General features: G+C 72.2%; 18 protein-coding genes and 1 tRNA gene. 13 read left to right on the top strand and 6 right to left on the bottom strand.

Going from position 1 to position 20,309, the window contains the following annotated elements; genetic code table 11:
* Positions 1-143: 143 nt before the first annotated feature.
* The 4 genes from F0U47_RS12715 to F0U47_RS12700 all read left to right on the top strand — a co-directional run bounded on the left by F0U47_RS12715 (position 144) and on the right by F0U47_RS12700 (position 5,129).
* Positions 144-1,427: a sensor histidine kinase gene (locus F0U47_RS12715; protein ID WP_149750844.1), complete on the top strand. Its 1,284-nt coding sequence runs from the start codon at positions 144-146 to the stop codon at positions 1,425-1,427.
* Positions 1,424-2,113 (top strand): response regulator transcription factor, encoded by a 690-nt coding sequence (locus tag F0U47_RS12710; protein WP_149750843.1) that lies wholly within the window; start codon positions 1,424-1,426, stop codon positions 2,111-2,113. The genes F0U47_RS12715 and F0U47_RS12710 overlap by 4 nt, the downstream gene beginning before the upstream one ends.
* Before the next feature lie 65 nt (positions 2,114-2,178).
* The gene (locus tag F0U47_RS12705; protein ID WP_246159595.1) at positions 2,179-2,769 is read left to right on the top strand and encodes a TetR/AcrR family transcriptional regulator; all 591 of its coding nucleotides are present in this window, start codon (positions 2,179-2,181) and stop codon (positions 2,767-2,769) included.
* Between the two features lie 41 nt (positions 2,770-2,810).
* Positions 2,811-5,129, top strand: a complete 2,319-nt coding sequence (locus tag F0U47_RS12700) for an MMPL family transporter (RefSeq protein WP_149750842.1) — start codon at positions 2,811-2,813, stop codon at positions 5,127-5,129.
* Between the two features lie 6 nt (positions 5,130-5,135).
* On the opposite strand, the gene F0U47_RS12695 is transcribed toward F0U47_RS12700, so the two are convergent.
* Positions 5,136-5,618 (bottom strand): glutathione peroxidase, encoded by a 483-nt coding sequence (locus F0U47_RS12695; RefSeq protein ID WP_149750841.1) that lies wholly within the window; start codon positions 5,616-5,618, stop codon positions 5,136-5,138.
* Positions 5,619-5,654: 36 nt separating this feature from the next.
* Complete coding sequence (locus tag F0U47_RS12690; protein ID WP_149750840.1) at positions 5,655-6,305, bottom strand: nitroreductase family protein; 651 nt, start codon at positions 6,303-6,305, stop codon at positions 5,655-5,657.
* Positions 6,306-6,388: 83 nt separating this feature from the next.
* Between F0U47_RS12690 and F0U47_RS12685 the strand changes: the two genes are divergently transcribed.
* A complete protein-coding gene (locus F0U47_RS12685) occupies positions 6,389-8,245 on the top strand; it encodes a carboxypeptidase-like regulatory domain-containing protein (RefSeq protein WP_149750839.1) in 1,857 nt (618 codons plus the stop codon).
* 2 nt (positions 8,246-8,247) lie between these two features.
* Here the strand turns inward: F0U47_RS12685 and F0U47_RS12680 are convergent, their stop codons facing one another.
* Positions 8,248-8,667 carry a VOC family protein gene (locus F0U47_RS12680; RefSeq protein WP_149750838.1) on the bottom strand — a complete coding sequence of 140 codons (420 nt, stop codon included), beginning with the start codon at positions 8,665-8,667 and terminating at the stop codon, positions 8,248-8,250.
* A 103-nt stretch (positions 8,668-8,770) separates the two neighbouring features.
* Positions 8,771-9,568: a helix-turn-helix transcriptional regulator gene (locus F0U47_RS12675; RefSeq protein ID WP_149750837.1), complete on the bottom strand. Its 798-nt coding sequence runs from the start codon at positions 9,566-9,568 to the stop codon at positions 8,771-8,773.
* A gap of 49 nt (positions 9,569-9,617) precedes the next feature.
* Here F0U47_RS12675 and F0U47_RS12670 point away from each other — a divergent pair, with 49 nt between their 5' ends.
* Entirely contained in the window at positions 9,618-10,028 is a 411-nt protein-coding gene (locus tag F0U47_RS12670) for a DUF2000 family protein (RefSeq protein WP_246159594.1), read from the top strand.
* A gap of 103 nt (positions 10,029-10,131) precedes the next feature.
* Here the strand turns inward: F0U47_RS12670 and F0U47_RS12665 are convergent.
* Positions 10,132-10,215, bottom strand: a tRNA-Leu gene (locus F0U47_RS12665).
* A 133-nt stretch (positions 10,216-10,348) separates the two neighbouring features.
* Between F0U47_RS12665 and F0U47_RS12660 the strand changes: the two genes are divergently transcribed.
* Genes F0U47_RS12660 through pknB form a run of 7 tightly spaced genes read left to right on the top strand, consistent with a single transcriptional unit; the run spans position 10,349 to position 19,442 of the window.
* The gene (locus F0U47_RS12660; RefSeq protein WP_149750836.1) at positions 10,349-11,089 is read left to right on the top strand and encodes an FHA domain-containing protein; all 741 of its coding nucleotides are present in this window, start codon (positions 10,349-10,351) and stop codon (positions 11,087-11,089) included.
* Positions 11,082-11,558: an FHA domain-containing protein FhaB/FipA gene (locus F0U47_RS12655; RefSeq protein WP_149750835.1), complete on the top strand. Its 477-nt coding sequence runs from the start codon at positions 11,082-11,084 to the stop codon at positions 11,556-11,558. The genes F0U47_RS12660 and F0U47_RS12655 overlap by 8 nt, the downstream gene beginning before the upstream one ends.
* A 4-nt stretch (positions 11,559-11,562) precedes the next feature.
* A complete protein-coding gene (locus F0U47_RS12650) occupies positions 11,563-13,098 on the top strand; it encodes a PP2C family protein-serine/threonine phosphatase (protein ID WP_246159593.1) in 1,536 nt (511 codons plus the stop codon).
* A 6-nt stretch (positions 13,099-13,104) separates the two neighbouring features.
* Positions 13,105-14,496, top strand: coding sequence for an FtsW/RodA/SpoVE family cell cycle protein (locus F0U47_RS12645; RefSeq protein WP_149750834.1), 1,392 nt, complete (start codon positions 13,105-13,107; stop codon positions 14,494-14,496).
* Complete coding sequence (locus F0U47_RS12640) at positions 14,493-16,004, top strand: peptidoglycan D,D-transpeptidase FtsI family protein (protein WP_149750833.1); 1,512 nt, start codon at positions 14,493-14,495, stop codon at positions 16,002-16,004. Before F0U47_RS12645 ends, F0U47_RS12640 begins: the two co-directional genes overlap by 4 nt.
* On the top strand, positions 15,997-17,499 hold the full coding sequence (locus F0U47_RS12635; protein WP_149750832.1) for a serine/threonine-protein kinase: 1,503 nt from the start codon (positions 15,997-15,999) through the stop codon (positions 17,497-17,499). The genes F0U47_RS12640 and F0U47_RS12635 overlap by 8 nt, the downstream gene beginning before the upstream one ends.
* The gene (pknB, locus tag F0U47_RS12630) at positions 17,496-19,442 is read left to right on the top strand and encodes a Stk1 family PASTA domain-containing Ser/Thr kinase (RefSeq protein ID WP_149750831.1); all 1,947 of its coding nucleotides are present in this window, start codon (positions 17,496-17,498) and stop codon (positions 19,440-19,442) included. Before F0U47_RS12635 ends, pknB begins: the two co-directional genes overlap by 4 nt.
* Here pknB and F0U47_RS12625 read toward each other — a convergent pair whose 3' ends face one another.
* The gene (locus F0U47_RS12625; protein ID WP_149750830.1) at positions 19,443-20,243 is read right to left on the bottom strand and encodes a DUF881 domain-containing protein; all 801 of its coding nucleotides are present in this window, start codon (positions 20,241-20,243) and stop codon (positions 19,443-19,445) included.
* Between the last annotated feature and the right edge of the window lie 66 nt (positions 20,244-20,309).

Below are 20,309 nucleotides of genomic sequence, written 5' to 3'. Positions count from 1 at the left end.
GCTTCGGTGTCCAGAACGCTAGGCGGGCCCGGCCCTCCGGACATCGCCCGAGGGCAGGCACTTCGACTGCGACCCTGGTACTAGGCGGACTAGCCCTCTGCGGTCGGATGCGCACACCCGCGGGGGTGCCTACGCTGGCTGGTGTGAGCTGGACGATCCTGCGCAGGTTCCATGCGCGCATCGAGGAGCAGTGCGCTGCCCGCGGGATCCTCTATCCCTGGTGGGTGCCGATGATCGGTTTCGGCGGCCAGCTGGCCTGCGTCGGGCTGGCGCTCGGGCTCAGGGACGCCCTGTGGACACCTGACCCGCTCCTGCTCACCATCCCCCTCGTCCTGCTGGCGCCGGTCGTCCAGCTGGGGTTCGGCAAGTGGCTGCCGTGGTGGCTCGACGCCCTGCCCGCTCTCGTCGCGGCGGGCTGGTTGCTCTCGGTGGCGCCCAGCCTCGAGCACGCGCCGATCGACGCCGCTCCGGGTCTGCTGGCGTTCGTCGTCGCGGACGTCACGGCCCGCGACGGGCTGCGACCGGGGTTCGCGGTCGGGGGCATCGCCTACGGCATCCTCGGTGCCGCGGCCCTCTTCGGGCCGGGCGTCGTGGGCATCCCCGTCCACGCCATCCTGCTGGAGGTCGGCTTCGTCGTCGGTGCGATGCTGCTCTGGCAGATGCGCGCCCTGCTGGCCGAGCGTGAGGCGCGCGAGTCCGCCTGGCAGCAGGCGACGACGGCCGAGCGGGAGCGGATCGCGCGGGAGATCCACGACCTGGTGGCGCACTCGCTGAGCGTCACCCTGCTCCACATCACCGGCGCCCGGCACGCCCTGCGCGACGTCGCGACCGGCGCGGTGTCGGCCGACGACGCGGTCGACGAGGCGGACGCCGCGCTCGCGGACGCCGAGCAGGTCGGCCGGCGGGCGATGACCGACATCCGCCGCACCGTGAGCGCGATGGCCGACGGAGCGGGGACCCGGCAGGCGCTCCCCGGCGCGGCCGACATCGCCGCGCTGGTGCGGGAGGTCGACCAGGCCGGCCTCCACGTGGAGTACGCCGAGCGCGGTGACCTCGCCCAGCTGCCCGATGCCACGGGCCTCGGCCTGTACCGGATCGCCCAGGAGTCGCTGGCGAACGTCGCCAAGCACGCCCCCGGCAGCACTGCCCACGTGTCGTTGTCCGTCTCGCGCGGGAGCGCCCGGCTCGTCATCCGGAACCAGCTCGACGGGGCGCGCCCCCGGCGGGCCGACGGTCCCGGCTCCGGCCTGGCCGGGATGCACGCCCGGGCGGCCCAGCTGGGAGCGGCGCTCACGGCGGGCCCGGACGGGGACGACTGGCTGGTCGACGTACACCTCGGGCAGCGCGGCCTGGAGCTGCCGTGCGGCCACACGATCCCCGGGCTCGGCCGGCTGCCCGGCGCGGCAGCGTCCGGGGCGGCGTCGTGACCGCGGCGGTACCGGTCCGGGTGCTGCTCGTCGACGACCAGGAGCTGGTCCGGTCGGGCCTCCGGCGGATCCTCCGACGCCGCGACGGTTTCGAGATCGTGGCGGAGTGCTCCGACGGTGCGGAGGTGCCGGACACCCTCGCCGAGCTGGCGACCGACGGCGGCGTCGACGTCGTCCTCATGGACCTGCGCATGCGCCACGTCGACGGGATCACCGCCACCCGGCGGCTCGCCGAGGACCCCGACGCACCGCCGGTGCTCGTGCTGACGACCTTCGACGACGACGAGATGCTCTCCGGCGCCCTGCGTGCCGGAGCTGCCGGCTTCCTGCTCAAGGACTCCTCGGCCGACGACCTGATCCGCGGGGTGCGGGCGGTCGCTGCCGGCGACTCCTGGCTGGACCCTGCGGTGACCGGCCGGGTACTGCGGAGCTACCGCTCCAGCGCCCCCGCCTCCCCGGCGAACGGCCAGGCGGTCGCCGACGTGCTCACCCCGCGTGAGCTCGAGGTGCTGCGGGCCATCGCGATCGGGCGCAGCAACGGCGAGATCGCGGCCGAGCTGGTGATCTCCGAGCTGACCGTCAAGAGCCACATCGGCCGGATCTTCACGAAGCTGCACCTGCGCGACCGGCCCGCGGCGATCGTCTACGCCTACGACCACGGCCTGGTCAGTCCCGCCACCTCCTGACGGCGGCTGCGTGACAGCCGTCACAGTTTTGCACTCCTAACGATTTGAGTGCAAAGATTCCTCTCGTGACCGAGGCAGCCACGAAGTGGGAGGCGCGACGGGCGGAGACCACCCGGCGCCTCGAGCGGTGCGCGCTCGGGCTCACCCGTGACAAGGGCTTCGACGGCTGGACGATGGACGACCTCGCCGCTGCGGCGGACGTGTCGCGCCGCACGGTCTTCAACTACTTCGACAGCAAGGCCGACGTCGTGCTCGGCCCCGAGCACGAGATCCCCGAGACCACGGTCGAGGTCTTCGTCGCCGGCGGTCCCACCGGCCGGCTCTTCGACGACCTCGTCCACATCGCCGTCGAGGCGCTCGAGGAGAAGGGTGCCGACCTCGAGCTGGTGCACCTGCGCCGCGACGTGATGCGCAAGGACGCCCGGGTCCTCGCGATCGCCCACGAGCGCTTCGAGACGATCACCGACCAGGCGCGGGACATGATCCTCGAGCGCGAGGGCGAGGACTACGACGCCTACCGGGCGCGGCTGCTCGTCCAGCTGCTCATCACCATCGTCGACTCGGTGCTCGACCGCTCCGACGCCGACCTCGCCCGCCCGCTCCCCGAGCTGGTCGACGCCGCCGTCTCCGACGCGCGCGCCGTCCTCAACAGCTGACGCCGCGACCCGGCACCTCCCACCAGGACCCAGGAGATCCCATGGCCCGCTTGCTCTACCGTCTCGGCACGACCGCCTTCCGGCGGTGGCCGCTCTTCGTCGCCGGCTGGTTGCTCCTGGCGATCGCGCTCGTCGGCGTCGCCGGGGCCTTCTCCAAGCCGATGTCGGACGAGTTCACCATCCCCGGCATCCCGTCGGAGGAGGCCGCGGACCTTCAGCAGGAGCTCTTCCCGGAGGCCGGCGACGCGTTCGACGACGCGACCGTCAACGTCGTCGTCGCCGCCCCCGAGGGACACACCCTCGCCGAGAAGCCGTACGCCGACGCGATCGCCGACCTCATCGCGGCCGTGCCGGACCTGCCGCAGATGAGCGACGACCCGGCGGACAACCCCGGGCTGGTCGACCCGAACGTCGCGGCGGCCAACGCCCCGCCGGCGTTCAGCCCGCTGTCGGAGGACGGCCGGGTCGGCCTGCTCACGTTCGAGTGGGACGTCGACACCGTCTCCGACCTGGAGCCCGAGACCATCGAGGCCGCCGAGGAGCTCTTCGAGGAGCACTCGACCGACGGCTTCGTGGTCGAGGCCAACGGCCCCGGCATGCGGGCGATGTCGCCGCCGGGCGGCGCGGCCGAGCTGATCGGCATCGGCATCGCGCTCGTCGTACTCCTCCTGACGTTCGGCTCGGCGATCGCCGCCGGCATGCCGATCGTGACCGCGATCTTCGGCGTGGGTCTCGGCATGACCGGCATCACCGCGATGACCGCCGTCACCGACATCGGCACGAGCACCCCGATGCTCGCCACGATGATCGGCCTCGCGGTCGGCATCGACTACACGCTCTTCATCCTGGCCCGCTACCGGACCGAGCTGCACCACACCGACGACCGGCAGCACGCCACCGGCATCGCGGTCGGTACGGCGGGCTCGGCGGTCGTGTTCGCCGGACTGACCGTGCTCATCGCCCTGTCGGCGCTCGCCGTCGTGCGGATCCCGTTCCTGACCGCGATGGGCCTGGCCGCTGCGGCCACCGTGCTGATCGCGGTGCTGGTCGCGCTCACCCTGCTGCCCGCGATCCTCGGCCTGCTGAAGTCGTGGACGTTCCGCGGCCGGATCCGCAAGGAGCGGATCAACCGCGACGAGCAGGGCCTCGTGCTCAACAACGGCGTCCGCTGGGGCCGCCTGGTCGGTCGCGCGCCGGTCGCGGTCGTGGCCATCGTGGTGATCGGCCTCGGTGCGCTGGCGATCCCGATCGGCCAGATGTACCTGGCGTTCCCGACCGACAGCACGGCTCCCACCGACAGCACCCGTCGCCAGGCGTCCGACCTGGTCTCCGAGGCGTTCGGCCCGGGTCGCGAGGGCCCGCTGCTGGTCGTGGTCGACGGCCGCGACATCGCCGACGACGCGGAGCGACAGTCGGCCTTCGAGGAGGTCGCAGCCTGGGCCGCCGGCCAGGACGACGTGGCGGACGCCAGCCTGGTCGCGACCAACGCGCCGCTCGGTGCGGACGGCGCCCCGCAGGGCGTCGGCACCGGCGCGATGATCCAGGTGACGCCGGAGTCCGGTCCCGACGACCCGGCCACGCTCGACCTGCTGGAGTCCCTGCGCGACGGCCAGTCCGACATCGAGGACGAGACCGGCACGACGACCGGCGTCACCGGACTGACCGCGATCACGACCGACGTGTCGGACCGGCTCACCAGCGCCCTGCCGATCTACCTGACCGTGGTCGTCGGGCTGGCGTTCCTCCTGCTGGTGCTGGTGTTCCGCTCGATCCTGGTGCCGCTCACCGCCACCCTGGGCTTCCTGCTCTCGGTGCTCGCCACGCTCGGCGTGACCGTCGCGGTCTTCCAGGAGGGGGCGCTTGGGATCTTCGAGGGCCAGCCGATCGTCAGCTTCATGCCGATCTTCCTGATCGGCATGGTGTTCGGCCTGGCGATGGACTACCAGGTGTTCCTCGTGACCCGGATGCGGGAGGCCCACGTGCACGGGCTCTCCACCCGCGAGGCCGTCGTCGACGGGTTCCGCAACAGCGCCCGGGTCGTCGTCGCGGCCGCCACGATCATGACCGCCGTCTTCGCGGGCTTCATGCTCGAGGACGACGCGGTCGTGAAGTCGATGGGCTTCGCGCTCGCGGCGTCGATCATCTTCGACGCGTTCATCGTCCGGATGGCGCTGATCCCGGCGCTGCTCTACCTGCTCGGTGAGAAGGCCTGGTGGCTGCCGAGGTGGCTGGACCGAATCCTGCCGAACGTCGACGTGGAGGGCACGTCGCTGGAGCGGGACTCGATCCCGGGCGCGACGGTGAGCCAGGACGACCTCGACGACGACCTCGACAAGGAGCTCGCTCCCGCCGGCCGCTGACCCGGCTCAGCCGGCGAGGGCCTGCTCGATGTCCGGGCGGATCTTGCCCGGCTTGGTCGTCGACCCGTAGCGGCCGATCACCAGGCCGTCGCGGCCGACCAGGAACTTGGTGAAGTTCCACTTGATCGCGCCGCCGAGGAGCCCGCCCTTCTCCTCCTTGAGCCACCGGAACAGCGGGTGGGCGTCGTCGCCGTTGACCTCGACCTTGCTGAACAGCGGGAAGGTGACGCCGAACCGCTGCTCGCAGAAGGCGGCGATCTCCTCGTCGGCCCCCGGCTCCTGGTTGCCGAACTGGTCGCAGGGGAAGCCGAGCACGGCGAAGCCCTGGTCGGCGTAGCTGTCGTGGAGGCGCTGGAGGCCGGCGTACTGGGGTGTGAAGCCGCACTCCGACGCGGTGTTCACGACGAGGACGACCGAGCCGGCGTACGACGCCAGGTCGATCTCGTCGCCCTCGATGCTCGTGGCCTTGAAGTCGTGAAGCGTCGGCATGAGGCCCAGTGTGGCAGGCCGGGCCCCGGACGACCCTCAGGCCTCGTCCGTGAGACGGGACCACGGACGGCCCCATGAGTCGCCGTACGCGATCTCGGTGAGGTCCCGGCGGACCCGCACCTTGTGCTCGCGCAGCCGGTCCCGCTCGGGGACCTCTGCCGGGTTGCCGCGGACGCCGACGGCGATGCCCGCGACGATCCGCCAGTACGGCGGCAGCCCGAGCTCGTCCGCCACGGCGTCCTTGTCGACGCCGGCGAACTGGTGGGCCCAGAGCCCCATCGCCTGGGCCTGGAGGGTGAGGTGGGCGGTTGCCTGGCCGAGGCAGTAGAGGTTGGTCGCGGCGTCGACCGGCTTCTCGTCCTCCCGCCGGTCCGGCGCGTCGGCGACCTGGGTGGCGGCGAGGAGGACGAGCGACGCTCGCGGGACCCATCCGGAGTTGCCGCGGCTCAGGTGCGGCACCAGGAGCTGGTGCGCGCGGTCGCCCCGCTCGCACACGACGAACCGCCACGGCTGCAGGTTGCCGTTGCTCGGCGCCCACTGCGCGGCGTGGAGCAACGTCACGATGTCGGCGGTCGGCAGCCGGTGCTCGGCGTCGAACACGCTGGGGCTCCAGCGCGAACGCAGGGGCTCGGCCAGTGCCTCCGCGCCCGGCATCGGCGCGTGGGTCGGCTGCTCGTCGTCGGTCATGTCCCCATCCTCCGGGATGAGCCGTTGCAACCATTCGGCGACCGGTGGCGTCCTCCTGCCGCAACCCTCTGGAAGGAACCACTGTGCCCACCCCCCGCATCTCCCCCACCGCCGCCGCGGTCCTCGCCGCCGGCCTGGCGGCCACCACGCTGCCCCTGACCGCGTTCTCCGCGACCGCCACCGCTGCCGAGCCCGACCGAGCAGACCTCGGCTGGGTGACCGGCGTGGTCGTCGACCGGACCGGCGCGCCCGTCGAGGGCGCCCTCGTCAACGTGCTGCCGCCCCGCGAGATCCCCGAGTTCGGCATGATCGACGACACCACCGACCGGTGGGCTGTCACCGACGCCGACGGCCAGTTCCGGGTGCGCCAGCACGGCAAGGGGTTCCTCGTCCAGGTCTGCGACCACGACGAGGAGCGCACCGCCACCTGCACCCCGCTGACCGAGGCCGGACACCTGATCCGGTACGTCGGCCCCGACGGCCAGCACGACAGCTGGCTGCAGCACACCGACCTCTACGACGCGAGCGCCGCCGACCTCGAGGTCGGCACGATCGAGGTCCAGCCGACCGCGAAGATCGAGGGCACCCTCACCGGCGCCAGCTTCGAGAACATCCAGGTGATGCGGCTCAACCACACCAAAACCCTCGACGGCCAGACCGACGGCCAGGGCCGGTTCTCCCTCGACGGCCTCGCGCCCGGCACCTACTACCTGCGGGCCGGCGGCTTCGGCACCGTGCCGTGGGAGTCGGAGCCGGTCACCATCGACGCCGAGCACCCGGGCCGGGTGACCGGACGGCTCGACGCGGGCACCACGCTCGCCGGCACGGCGGTCGACGGGCGGACCGGCGAGCCCGCCCGGCGTACCGAGATCTTCCTCGCGCACGCCGACGGCGACCTGATCGCCAGCCTGTTCACCACCCGGCGGGGTGGCTTCAAGTTCACCGGCCTGACCCCCGGCGACTACCAGGTCGGCGTGCTGCGCCAGGGCGGGGCGTTCATCCCCCACGCCGAGGAGGTGCCGGTCGCCGAGGGCGAAGACCGGGTCGAGGCGAGCGTGCCGCTGACCCGCGGCGCCACCGCGACCGTCCGCTTCCGCGGCACCGAGGGCCGGGTCGACAGCGAGCTGCGGGACTCCCGCGGCAACGTGCTCTACCCCAACCTGCTCCGCGAGGACGGCGTCGCGACGTACCCCGGTCTCAAGCGCGGGACCTACACGCTGGCCGCCAAGGACGGCGACGGCTACGGCCTGCGCACCTTCCGGGTCCGCAGCCTGCGGGACTACGACCTCGGCCGGCTGCGGCTCGACAAGCCGCTGCTCACCCTGCGCGGGCGCACCGCGCCGCACGCGGTGGTCGAGGCGACCACGAGCGACCTCTGCCCGGCCGACGCGCCGGAGAGCCACGGCGGCTTCCACGAGATCGAGAAGGCCGACGCCGAGGGCCGCTACGTCATCCGCGGCCTCGTGCCCGGCGAGTGGATGGTCGCGGCCGACGGCTTCCCGCACAACTACACCGCCGTCTGCCACGAGGACGTGAAGATCTGGGCCTCGCGGACGTACGACGTGCCGCTCGACACCGGCCACACCGTCACCGGACGGTTCGTCTACGAGGGCACTGACCTGCCGGTCATCACCAACATCGGCTACGAGGTCGTCCACCCGGAGGGTCAGGTCACCAACCCGACCACCGAGCACCCGACCCGGGCGCGGACCCGCGGCTCCTCCGGTGAGTTCACGATCCGGCGGCTTCCGACCGGCACGGCCACCGGCGGCCTCGCCGTGCTGCCGCGCGACGAGGTCTGGGCCCGCAGCCTGTGGGTGTACTTCCCCTGGCAGCCCGGCACGGCCCACTGGTTCGAGGCCGAGCAGCCGGAGCTGACCATCGACGGCGACATCGAGCTCGGCGACGTCGAGCTCGTGCTCCGGGGCGCCTCGACGTAGGCCTAGGCTGCGCTGCCGCCGATGTTGACCATCCAGCCGATGCCGAACTTGTCGGTGAGCTGACCGAACTCGTCACCCCAGACCTGCTGCTCCAGCGGGACGTTCACCGTCGCGCCGTCCGCGAGCTTCTCCCAGTAGCCGCGGACGGTGTCGACGTCGTCGCCGTCGCCGGCGAGGCTGACGGTGATCTGGGACCCGGGGGTGAACGCCATGCCCTCGGGGGTGTCGGAGGCCATCAGGGTGAACCCGTCCGGCGTCGTCAGCATGCTGTGCATGACCAGCTCCGACGCCGGGGAGTCGGGGTCGCCGTACTCCCCGAAGGTGTTGACGGTGAGCTCGCCGCCGAACACCTCCTGGTAGAACTCCATCGCCGTCCGGGCGGTGTCCTTGAAGCTGAGATAGGGGTTGAGCAGCGCTCCCACGGTGGTCCTCCTGGTCCGGTCGCCGACCCCGCCGGCCGGCAGGACCAACGTAGGGCGCGCCGGGGACAACCGGAACCGGCTGCGGGCACAGCTTGAGGCAGGGTCAGCGCCCCGACCCGGCGTACTCGGCGGGCGTCACGCCCAGCAGCCGCCGGAAGTGCCGGGTGAGGTGCGCCTGGTCGTAGAAGCCGGTGCCGACCGCCACGTCGGCAGGCCGCTCTCCCGCGAGGAGTCGACGCCGGGCCGCGTCGAGGCGACGGCCGGTGAGGTAGCGGTGGGGAGGGATGCCCGTCTCGCGGCGGAACGCGCGCACCAGGTGCGACGGGTGCGCGTCGAGCACCCGCGCCGCCTCCTCGAGGGTGATCCCGTCGACGACGTGGGCGTCGAGCAGCTCGCGCAGCCGACGGACGAGGGCCGGCGCCCGCGGCTCGGACCGGTCCACCTCCTCGCGTGCGAGGTGCCGGGCGAGACGCTCGACCACCAGCGCGAGCCGCGACTCGGCCTCCAGCTCGTCACCCGGCGCCGTCACCGCCCGGTGGACCCGGTCGACCTCCGCCCGGAGCGGCGGGTCCACCCATCCGGGGTGGTCGACCGCGCGGCCGACGAGGTCGACGTCGATCTGGCCGGCGTCCAGGTAGAGGACCCGCTTGCGGAAGCCCGCGGGCGTGGCGTGCCGGCCGTCGTGGGCCACGCCGGGCGGCAGCACCGTGACCAGGGAGCGTCGTACGTCGTGCTCGTGGCGCTCGAGGTCGTAGCGGATCGCGCCCGCGTCGACGACGAGCAGGGTCCAGGTGTCGTGGGTGTGCATCGGGTACTGGTGGCGCGGGAAGTGCGCGTGGAGGACCTCCGCGACGCCCGGGACGGCGGGCCGCCACGCGCGGATCCGCGGGGCCGGTTCCATGTCAGGAACGTACAAGACGAGACGCAGCCGGACGGCCGACTCTGGACCGGTGACAGATCCCGACATCCTGACCCCGCCGTTCGACACCAAGGTCGCCATCGTCGTCCGCGACGACCTGGAGACCTGGCAGCGACTCAACGTCACCGCGTTCCTCGCCAGCGGCATCGCCGCGGAGCATCCCCAGCTCATCGGCGAGCCGTACGCCGACGCGGACGGGACGACGTACCTGCGCCTGCTGGGACTGCCCGTGCTCGTCTTCGAGGGGTGCAAGGAGAGCCTGGCCGCGGCCCGGGAGCGGGCCGTACGACGCCGGCTGCCCCTCGCTGTCTACACCTCCGACATGTTCCGCACCGGCCACGACGCCGCGAACCGCGCGGTCGTCGCGGCCGTCCACGGCACCGACCTCGACTCGTGGGCATCGCGGTGCACGGTCCCCGGAACGCCGTCGACAAGGTGGTGAAGGGCTCCGCACTGCACCCGTGAACCGCGAGGACCCCGCCGACCGCAACCAGACCCCTGAACAGACGAAGCCCCGGATCCAGGATCCGGGGCTTCGTCACACGTGCGCGAGGGGGGAGTTGAACCCCCACGTCCTTTCGGACACACGGACCTGAACCGTGCGCGTCTGCCTATTCCGCCACTCGCGCGTCGCTGTCTGAACAGCCGGGCAAGGCTATCCCAGGGCCGCCTCGCGTCCCAAACCGGTGGGCACCGATACGATCGAGCGAACCCGGCACCGTCGGGTACGCAGCATGCGAGCAGACGGGAAGGAGGCTCCCAGTGGGTGGATTGCAACGGTTCGAGCAGAAGCTCGAGCAGGCGATCTCGGGAGTCTTCGCCCGTACGTTCCGCAGCGCCGTGCAGCCGGTCGAGATCGCGGCCGCCCTCCAGCGGGAGCTCGACAACAAGGCGCAGATCCTCTCGCGCGAGCGGCGGCTGGTGCCCAACGCGTTCACCGTGGAGCTGTCGAGCTCTGACCTGGATCGGCTGGCGCCGTACGACTCCGCGCTCGCGGCCGAGCTGACCGACCAGCTGCAGGAGCACGCCGACCTGCAGTCCTACGTCTTCCCGGGCCCGATCCGGATCCAGTTCGTCTCCGCCGACGACCTCGGCACCGGCCGGTTCCGGGTGCTCGGCAAGGCGGAGGCGACGGTGAGCGGCCACGCCCGCTACAACACCCGCCACCGGACGCGCGCCGTGCTCGAGGTCAACGGCACCCGCCACCCGCTGCAGCCCCCGGGCCTGGTGGTCGGGCGGGGCAGCGAGGCCGACCTGCGGATCAACGACCCCGGCGTCAGCCGTCGCCACGCCGAGTTCCTCGTCACCGCGCAGCCTGCGCCGTCTGCCGCCCCGGGCGCCGGGCCGCTGCAGATCGAGGTCCACGACATGGGCTCCACCAACGGGATCACCGTCGACGGGCGCAAGGTGAGCCGCGCCGCGCTGGGCGACGGGTCCCGCGTGCAGATCGGCCACACCTCCCTGGTCGTCCGGCTCCTCGAGGAAGAGGTCACCGATGTCTGAGCTCACGCTGTTCCTGGTCCGGATCGCCTACCTCGCGATCCTGTGGATCTTCGTGCTCTCCGCGATCTCCGTGATCCGCTCGGACATGTTCGGGGCCCGGGTTCCGTCGCCGGCCGGAGGCACGCAGCCCAAGCCCCCGAAGCCGGCCAAGCAGAAGGCTCCACCGAAGCGGCGCGGCTCGCCGACGCATGTCGCGGTGATCCAGGGGCAGAACACCGGCGTGACCGCAGCCCTTGCGAACGCCCCCATTCTCATCGGCCGCGGCAACGACGCCGCGATCCGGCTCGACGACGACTACGTCTCCACGCGGCACGCGCGGATCGCCGCCTCCGGCGACCAGTGGTACGTCGAGGACCTCGGCTCCACGAACGGCACCTACCTCGGCACCCAGCGCATCACGCAACCGACCACGATCGGGCTCGGTGCGCAGGTGCGCATCGGCAAGACCATCCTCGAGCTGAGGAAGTAGTCACTTGACGTCAGAAGACCAGACGCTCCCGGACGAGCCGAACGGGCCCGACGCGCCCGATCCCGACAGCTCTGGGCAGCCGGCCCCTCCCACGGAGCCGCCGCCGGCCGACCAGCCGCCCCCGCCCGATGCCCCGGCTGACCTGACGATGACACGGCCGCTGCCCGACGCCGCGTCCCAGCCGCGCCCGCCGGAAGGCCCGACCGTGGACGCGCCCGAGCAGCCGGCCGTCCCCGTCGGCGACGACGACGACATCGCCGGGCCGACGACCGAGCAGCTGCGCCTCTCCTACTACGCCATCTCCGACGTCGGCCGGGTCCGCAAGGACAACCAGGACTCCGGCTACGCCGGTCCGTGGCTCCTCGCGGTCTGCGACGGCGTCGGCGGCGCGGCCCGCGGCGACATCGCGTCGAGCACCGCGGTCTACGAGCTGCGCCAGCTCGACGAGGCTCCCGGCTCCGCGGACCTGCTCACCCGAGTGACCGACGGGCTGCACGAGGCGCACCAGTCGATCGCGGTCCAGGTCGACCAGGACCCTGCCCTCAGCGGCACGAGCACGACCGCGACGGTCGCGCTCTTCGACGGCCAGCGGATCGCCATCGGCCACATCGGGGACTCCCGCGGCTACCTCTACCGGGCCGGCGAGCTCTCCCAGATCACCACCGACCACACCTTCGTGCAGAGCCTCATCGACGAGGGCCGGATCACCGAGGAGGAGGCGCGGGTCCACCCCCACCGCAACCTGATCCTCAAGGCACTCGACGGGCTCCACGAGGTCGAGCCCGACCTGTTCGCGATAGCGCTCGCGCCCGGCGACCGGGTCTTCCTCTGCAGCGACGGTGCGTCGGGGGTCCTCGAGGACGCCCGGATGGCCGACATCCTCTCCAGCGGGTCGCCCGAGTTCGCCGCGATCGAGCTGGTCCGCGCCAGCCTCGACGCCGGCAGCTCCGACAACGTCACCTGCGTCGTCGCCGACGTGCTCACCGAGGAGCAGGCGGCCGCGGACGCGTCGTACTCCGACCTCGAGCCGATGGTCGTCGGTGCGGCCGCGGAGCTGAAGCGGCGGACGCCGCGCGGCCTCTTCCGCGGCCACCGCTCCGGCGACACCGGCGAGCTCGAGCCGGTCGACGCCGAGATCCCGGAGGGCGTCGGCTACGCCATCCAGGCCGACCCTCCGGTCGATCCCGAGACCTACCGCTACGCCCCGCTCGCGCCGCGCCGCTTCACCTGGCTGCGGCGGCTCCTGGCGGCAGTGATCGTGCTCGGGCTCGTGTGGATCGGGCTCGCGTCGGCGTACTGGTGGAGCCAGCAGCAGTACTACGTCGGCGAGCACGAAGGCCAGGTCGCCGTCTACCGCGGCATCGACGGCCTGCCCGGCCTGTCGAGCGTCTACCGCACGACCGACCTGGCGCTCGACGACCTTCCCGAGGGCGCGCGCGCCCAGGTCGAGGAGGGCATCGACGCCGACAGCTACGAGGACGCGAAGGACACGGTCCTCCGGATCGCCGCGGACGCCGTGCCGGCGGACGGCCAGGAGTAGCCGACCGTGGCCAACGCCCTCCTCCTGCAGTTCGTGCACCGCCGCCGGCGTGGTGCTGAGCTGTTCCTGCTCATCCTCGCCCTGGTGGTGGGGATCGGCGCCTATGCGTCGGTGGGCCTGGGCGTCGACGGCGAGGTCCCGGCCAACCTCGTCGGGTACGGCGGCTGGCTGGCCGCGCTCGTGATCGCCGCCCACGTGGTGGTGCGCATGGTCGCGCCCTACGCCGACCCGGTGCTGCTCCCGATCGTCGCCGCCCTCAACGGGCTCGGGCTCGCGATCATCCACCGACTCGACCTGGCCGAGGACACCGGCCGCGCGGACCAGCAGCTGATCTGGATGACCGTCGGTGTCGTCCTGTTCGTCGCGACGCTGGTGCTCCTGCCCGACCACCGGCTGCTGGCCCGCTTCACCTACACCTCGGGCCTCGCGGCGATCGCGCTGCTGGTCCTCCCGATGCTGCCGGTGATCGGCAACGAGGTGAACGGTGCCCGGATCTGGATCCGGCTCGGCCCGGTGGGCTTCCAGCCCGGCGAGGTGGCGAAGCTGCTGCTCGTCATCACCTTCGCGGGCTACCTGGTCGTCCACCGCGACGCGCTCGCGCTCGCGGGTCGCCGGCTGCTCTTCATCGACTTCCCGCGCGGCCGCGACCTCGGCCCCATCCTCGTGATGTGGGGCGTCAGCCTCAGCATCCTGGTCCTGCAGAAGGACCTGGGCTCCAGCCTGCTGTTCTTCGGCCTGTTCCTGATCATGCTCTACGTCGCGACCGAGCGGCCCGGCTGGCTGGTCGTCGGCGGCGCGCTCTTCTTCGGCGGGGCCGCGGTGGCGTTCCGGATCTTCGGCCACGTCCAGCAGCGCGTCGAGATCTGGCTCGACCCGTTCGCCGACCGCGACGGCGACGGCTACCAGCTCGTGCAGGGGCTCTACGGCTTCGCGTGGGGCGAGCTGACCGGCCGCGGGCTCGGCCAGGGCATGCCGTCCCGGGTGCCCGAGGCCGAGTCCGACTTCATCATGGCGGCCATCGGCGAGGAGCTCGGGCTGACCGCGGTCCTGGCGGTGCTGCTGCTCTACGGCCTCATCGTCGAGCGCGCCCTCCGCGCCGCCCTGATCTCCCGCGACGGCTTCGGCAAGCTGGTCGCCACCGGCCTCGCCGGCGTCTTCGCCCTCCAGGTCTTCGTCGTCATCGGGGGCGTCACCCGGCTCATCCCGCTGACCGGTCTCACGACGCCGTTCCTGTCCTACGGCGGCTCCTCCCTCGTCGCGAACTGGGTGATCATCGCGTTGCTGCTCCGCATCTCCGACCAGGCACGGCGTCCTCTTCCGGAGGCCCCTCAGGAGACCGAGGACCCCGACCAGCAGCAGACCCAGGTCGTCAAGGTCCAGGCGGGTGATGACCGGTGAACCGGCCGATCCGCACCGTCTCGATCTTCTGCATGTTCCTGTTCCTGGCGCTCATGGTGAACGTCACCTACCTGCAGTTCTGGCACGCCGAGGAGCTCAACGAGGACCCGCTCAACGCGCGGGTTGCCGAGGACGCGTTCAGCCGGCAGCGGGGCGAGATCCTCACCGGCGAGGGTCGCGACCAGATCATCCTGGCGCGCAGCGAGGAGTACGACGACCGCTACAAGTACCTCCGCGTCTACCCCAAGCCGCGCCTCTACGCCCACATCACCGGCTTCCTCACCCTCGGCACCCAGACCGGTGTCGAGAGCACGCAGAACGAGGTGCTCTCCGGCGAGGACGACCGCCTCTTCGTCACCCGCCTGATCGACCTCGCCCAGAACCAGAACAACAAGGGCGGCAACGTCCTGCTCACCCTCGACCCGGAGGCGCAGCAGGCGGCCTACGACGCCCTCCTCGAGACGGTCGGACCCGAGGGCGAGGGGTCGGTCGTGGCCATCGAGCCGAAGACCGGCCGGATCCTGGCGATGGTGTCGCTGCCGACGTACGACCCGAACGAGCTGGCCACCCACGAGTTCGAGGAGTCCGAGGAGACCTACAACCGGCTCGACGACGACGAGCAGGAGCCGCTGGTCAACCGGGCGACCCAGACCCGGCTGTTCCCCGGCTCCACGTTCAAGGTGGTGACCGCCGCGGCGGCGATCGAGGACGGGCTCTACAGCGCCGACGACCAGGTTCCGTCCGGGGCGACCTGGCAGACGCCGGGCACCACCGGCCCGGACAACGTGATCGACAACGAGGGCCGGTTCGGGTGCAGCCCGGCGGAGGTCTCCTTCGCCACCGCGATGGCGCAGTCGTGCAACACGGCGTTCGCCAAGATGGCGGTCGAGCTCGGCCCCGAGAAGATGCGCGACCAGGCCGAGAGCTTCGGGTTCAACAGCGACTACCTGCTCGACCTCCAGCCGCAGGCCCAGTCGGTCTACCCGACGAGCGTCGAGGGTGTCGACGGCGAGAGCGAGGAGCTCAACGACGCGCAGACCGCGCAGACCGGCTTCGGCCAGTTCGAGGTCCAGGCGACGCCCCTGCAGATGGCGATGGTGGTCGCGGCGCTCGGCAACCGGGGCTCGCTGATGCGGCCCTACCTCGTCGACGAGATCCAGTCCGCGGAGGTCGAGACGCTCGAGACCACCGAACCGGAGAAGATCCGCGACGCCGTCAGCCCCACCACCGCCGACCAGGTCACGGAGCTCATGGTCGAGACTGTCGACAACGGCACCGCCTTCCCTGCTGCGATCCCGGGCGTCAGCGTCGCCGGCAAGACCGGGACCGCTCAGCGGGGCGTGGAGGGCCTGCCGCCGTACGGGTGGTTCGTGTCCTTCGCACCGGCCGACGACGCCGAGGTGGCGGTCGCGGTGATGATCCAGGAGGCGCCCGGCAAGGAGATCGCAGGTGGCCAGCTCGGTGGTCCGATCGCAAAGGCAGTGATGGAGGCAGTCTTAGATGACTGAGCAGTACGCCGACGCGGCCCACCGGTACCGGCTCGACGACCGCATCGCCACGGGCGGGATGGGCGTGGTGTGGCGGGCGACCGACACCCGGCTCAACCGGCCGGTGGCGGTCAAGGTGCTCAAGCACGAGTACGCCGACGACCCCCAGTTCCGCACCCGCTTCGAGACCGAGGCCCGCAACGCGGCCGCGCTCCAGCACCCCGGTATCGCGGGGGTCTTCGACTACTCCTCCGACCCGGGAGGTCCCGGGAGCGCCGGGTCGCCGTACCTCGTCATGGAGCTGGTCGAGGGGCAGCCGCTCTCGGCCCTGCTCGCCCAGGCGCGCGGCAACGACCGGACGCTCGACCCGGCCGTGGTCCGGGACCTGCTCACGCAGACCGCGGACGCGCTGGCCGTGGCCCACCGGGCCGGCATCGTCCACCGCGACGTGAAGCCCGCCAACCTCATCGTCACCCCCGAGCGCCAGGTGAAGGTCACCGACTTCGGCATCGCGCGCGCCGGCGACGACGCCCAGATCACCCGGACCGGCGCGGTGATGGGCACGCCGCAGTACCTCTCGCCCGAGCAGGCGCGCGGCAACCCGTCGACCCCGGCGTCCGACGTCTACTCCCTCGGCGTGGTCGGGTTCGAGTGCCTGACCGGCCGCCGTCCGTTCGAGGCCGACTCCCCCGTGGCCACGGCGCTCGCCCACCTGCAGCAGCCGATCCCGGACCTGCCCACCGACCTGCCGGAGGACCTGCGCACGATCGTCCGCCGGGCACTGGCGAAGGACCCCACGGAGAGGTACGCCGACGGCGCCGCGCTCGCCGCCGCGCTCCGGGGCGCCGAGGTCGGACCCCCGGCCGGCGCCGTGCCGCCGCCGGTCACCGACGCGACCGCCGTCCTGCCGCGCACGTCCGAGCAGGTCGCCGCCGCTGCCGTGGCCCCGGTGCCGACGCCACGGCTCGACCGGCCCGCCGCCTACGAGGGCGACGAACCGGCCGAGAAGCGGTCGAGGTCGGTGCTGCCCGCGGTGCTGATCGTGTTGCTCCTCGTGGCTGCGGCGATCGTGGTGGCCTTCCTCCTCCTCGGCGGCGACGACGAGGATCCGACCGCCACGGACGACACGCCCACCCGCGACCGGACCCGGCCCACGACCTCCGCCACCTCGGAGACGACGACCAGCGAGCCCACCACCCCGACGACCACGGCGCCCGAGACGGTGCAGATCGACCCGTCCGACTACGTCGGACGCGACCGGTTCGAGGTGGAGGCAGACCTGAACCGGCTCGGCCTGCCGGTGCAGTTCGTCGAGGAGACCAATCCTGGGGGCGAGGAGGAGGGCACGGTGGCGAGCCTGAACCCGACCGGCACCGTCGAGGTCGGCGAGACGATCGAGGTGCACTGGTGGGGCCCCGCGCCCGTCACCACGCCGACCACCGAGACGACGCCGCCGACGACACCGCCGACCACTGACACTGGAACGACCGAGACGACGGAAGGCGGGAGCGAATGACGGACGGCGGGCCTACGGACCCGCGCGGAGCCACCGGCTCCGGGTCCACCGTCGGTGGTCGCTACCAGCTCGGCGAGCTGCTGGGCCGCGGTGGCATGGCGGAGGTGCGCAAGGGCATCGACGCCCGCCTCGGGCGGGTCGTCGCGGTCAAGCGACTCCGCACCGACCTGGCGAGCGATGCCACGTTCCAGGCGCGGTTCCGGCGCGAGGCGCAGTCGTCGGCGTCCCTCAACCACCCGGCGATCGTCGCGGTCTACGACACCGGCGAGGAGCCTGCCGGCGACGGCGTGGCGCAGCCCTACATCGTGATGGAGTTCGTCGCCGGCCGCACGCTGCGCGACATCCTCCGCGAGGGCCGCAAGATCCTGCCCGAGCGCGCGCTCGAGATCACCAGCGGCGTGCTGTCGGCGCTCGACTACAGCCACCGCGCCGGCATCATCCACCGCGACATCAAGCCCGGCAACGTGATGCTCACCCCCTCGGGCGACGTGAAGGTGATGGACTTCGGCATCGCCCGCGCGATCAGTGACGCCGCGTCGTCGATGACCCAGACCGCGGCCGTCGTCGGCACCGCGCAGTACCTCTCACCCGAGCAGGCACGGGGCGAGTCGGTCGACTCCCGCTCCGACGTCTACTCCGCGGGCTGCCTGCTCTACGAGCTCCTCACCGGCCGGCCGCCGTTCGTCGGCGACAGCCCGGTCGCGGTCGCCTACCAGCATGTGCGCGAGCCCGCCGTACCCCCGTCCCACCACGACTCCGACCTCACCCCGCAGATCGACGCGATCGTGATGAAGGCGCTCGCCAAGCGGGTCGAGGACCGCTACCAGTCGGCGGCGCAGATGCGCGACGACATCGAGCGCTACCTCGCCGGCCGACCGGTCACCGCGGTCGCCCCGCCGCCGGTCCCGGTCGACGACCCGCCGACCAGCGTGACCGCGGTCGTGCCGACCGGCAACGGGGTCAGCGAGACCATGGTCCGGCAGCGCCCGGTGCCCTCGGACGATGACGACGGCAACCGCAAGCCGTGGCTCTGGCTCGTGCTCGGCCTGCTGGTGCTGGCCCTGCTCGCCGCCGCCTACATCGTCTGGCCGCAGCTGTTCCCCGACGAGCCGACCGACGTGCAGGTGCCGCCGGTGACCGGCCTGGAGCGCGAGGCCGCCCGCGACCTGCTCGCCGAGGAGGGACTGGGGATCGAGGACCGTCAGCGCCAGTGCAGCGACCAGTACGACGCCGGCTACGTCGTCGAGCAGGATCCCGAGGGCGAGACCTACGTCGAGCCGGGGTCCGAGGTGGCCCTCGTGCTCAGCAGCGGCCCGTGCGACTTCGCCATGCCCGACGTGCGCGGCGACGTGGAGCGGGTCGCGATCGAGACGCTGACGAACGCCGGCATCCGGCGCAAGAACATCAGCATCGCCCCCGAGCGGTGCGACACCGACGATCCCGACGGCACGGTCGTATCGCAGACGCCCGAACCCGACGTCTCGGTCGGCCGCGACGACAGCGTGACGCTCTGCGTCTCCGACGGGCCCGAGGTGGTGCCTCCGGTGATCGGCCTGCGGCAGGGCGAGGCGGAGCGGCTCATCATCGAGGCCGGGTTCCAGGTCGACGTGCGCGAGGACTCCGACTCCGAGCGGCCGCGGGGCGAGGTCACCGACGTGATCCCCGGAGAGGGCGAGGAGCTCGACCAGAACGAGACGGTCACGATCTTCGTCTCGGTCTTCGAGGAGGAGGAGGAGGAGCCGACCACGTCGGCGCCGCCTCCCGACACCGAGACCGACACCGACCGCGACGGCCTGTCCGACGAGGAGGAGGCGTCCGCGGGCACCGATCCCAACAACCCGGACACCGACGGCGACGGCTTCCGCGACGGTCGGGAGGTCGAGGAGGGCAGCGACCCGCTCGACCCGCTGAGCGTCCCGGTGCCCGGTGGCGGGGACGACTAGCTAGGACCCCTGGCCGAGAGGCTCGGCGTACTGGAGGTCGAGGAGGCCGTCGTACGCCGGCGCCTTGACGAGGTCCTCGGTCTTCATCTCGAAGCCGATCTCGAGGTAGGGGTTCGCGGCGTCGGCGCGGTAGCCGGTGACCAGCGGGTCCTGCTCGATCGCCTCGGTGAGCTCCTCCGGGTCGCCCACGGCCTCCACGACGTAGGGTTGCGGGTGGGGGACACCCTGGAGCTGCACCACCGGGCCCTCGCACTTGATGCCGGTCGTGGTGATCACCCGCTGGCCGGCGATCGTCACGGCCTCGGCGCCGCCGCGCCAGAGCGCGTTGACCACGGCCTGGATGTCCTGCTGGTGCACCACGAGGCGATCCACCTTGTAGCCCTGGTCGACCGCGGGACCGAGATTCTCCTCGGGGGCGTCGTAGAGGGTGACGCTCACCCCGGGCCCGCTCCGCGCCACCAGTCCGGCCGGGTCCTGCAGGTCCTCGATCCGGCCGCGGGTGCGGGTGACCCGGAGCGACCGCACGTTGCCGGCGAGCTCGTCGACCTCCTCCTCGAGGTCCTCGAGCTCCTGCCGGACGTCCTCGTAGTCGGCGGCCTCGGCCTCCACCAGCCCGGCCAGGTCGGTGTAGCGCCCGGGCCGCAGGTCGGTGCCGCCGCTGTCGGCGGCGGACACCACGAAGAGGGCGCCGCTGAGCGCGACGACCAACGGCGTGCCGATCCGCCAGGCGAGCGAACGGCGCGGACGAAGCGACGTGCGCGGGCCCTCCTCCGTCGGCCCGTCGGCGTCCGCATCCGTCATGGTCACTAGGGTAGGCGGCGACCGCGTACGGCCTACCAAGGTGTCGATCCCGTTCGCCACCGGTGC

This window comes from Nocardioides antri (assembly GCF_008373765.1).
GTDB lineage: Bacteria > Actinomycetota > Actinomycetes > Propionibacteriales > Nocardioidaceae > Nocardioides > Nocardioides antri.
This window is presented reverse-complemented; position numbering and strand designations above follow the sequence as displayed.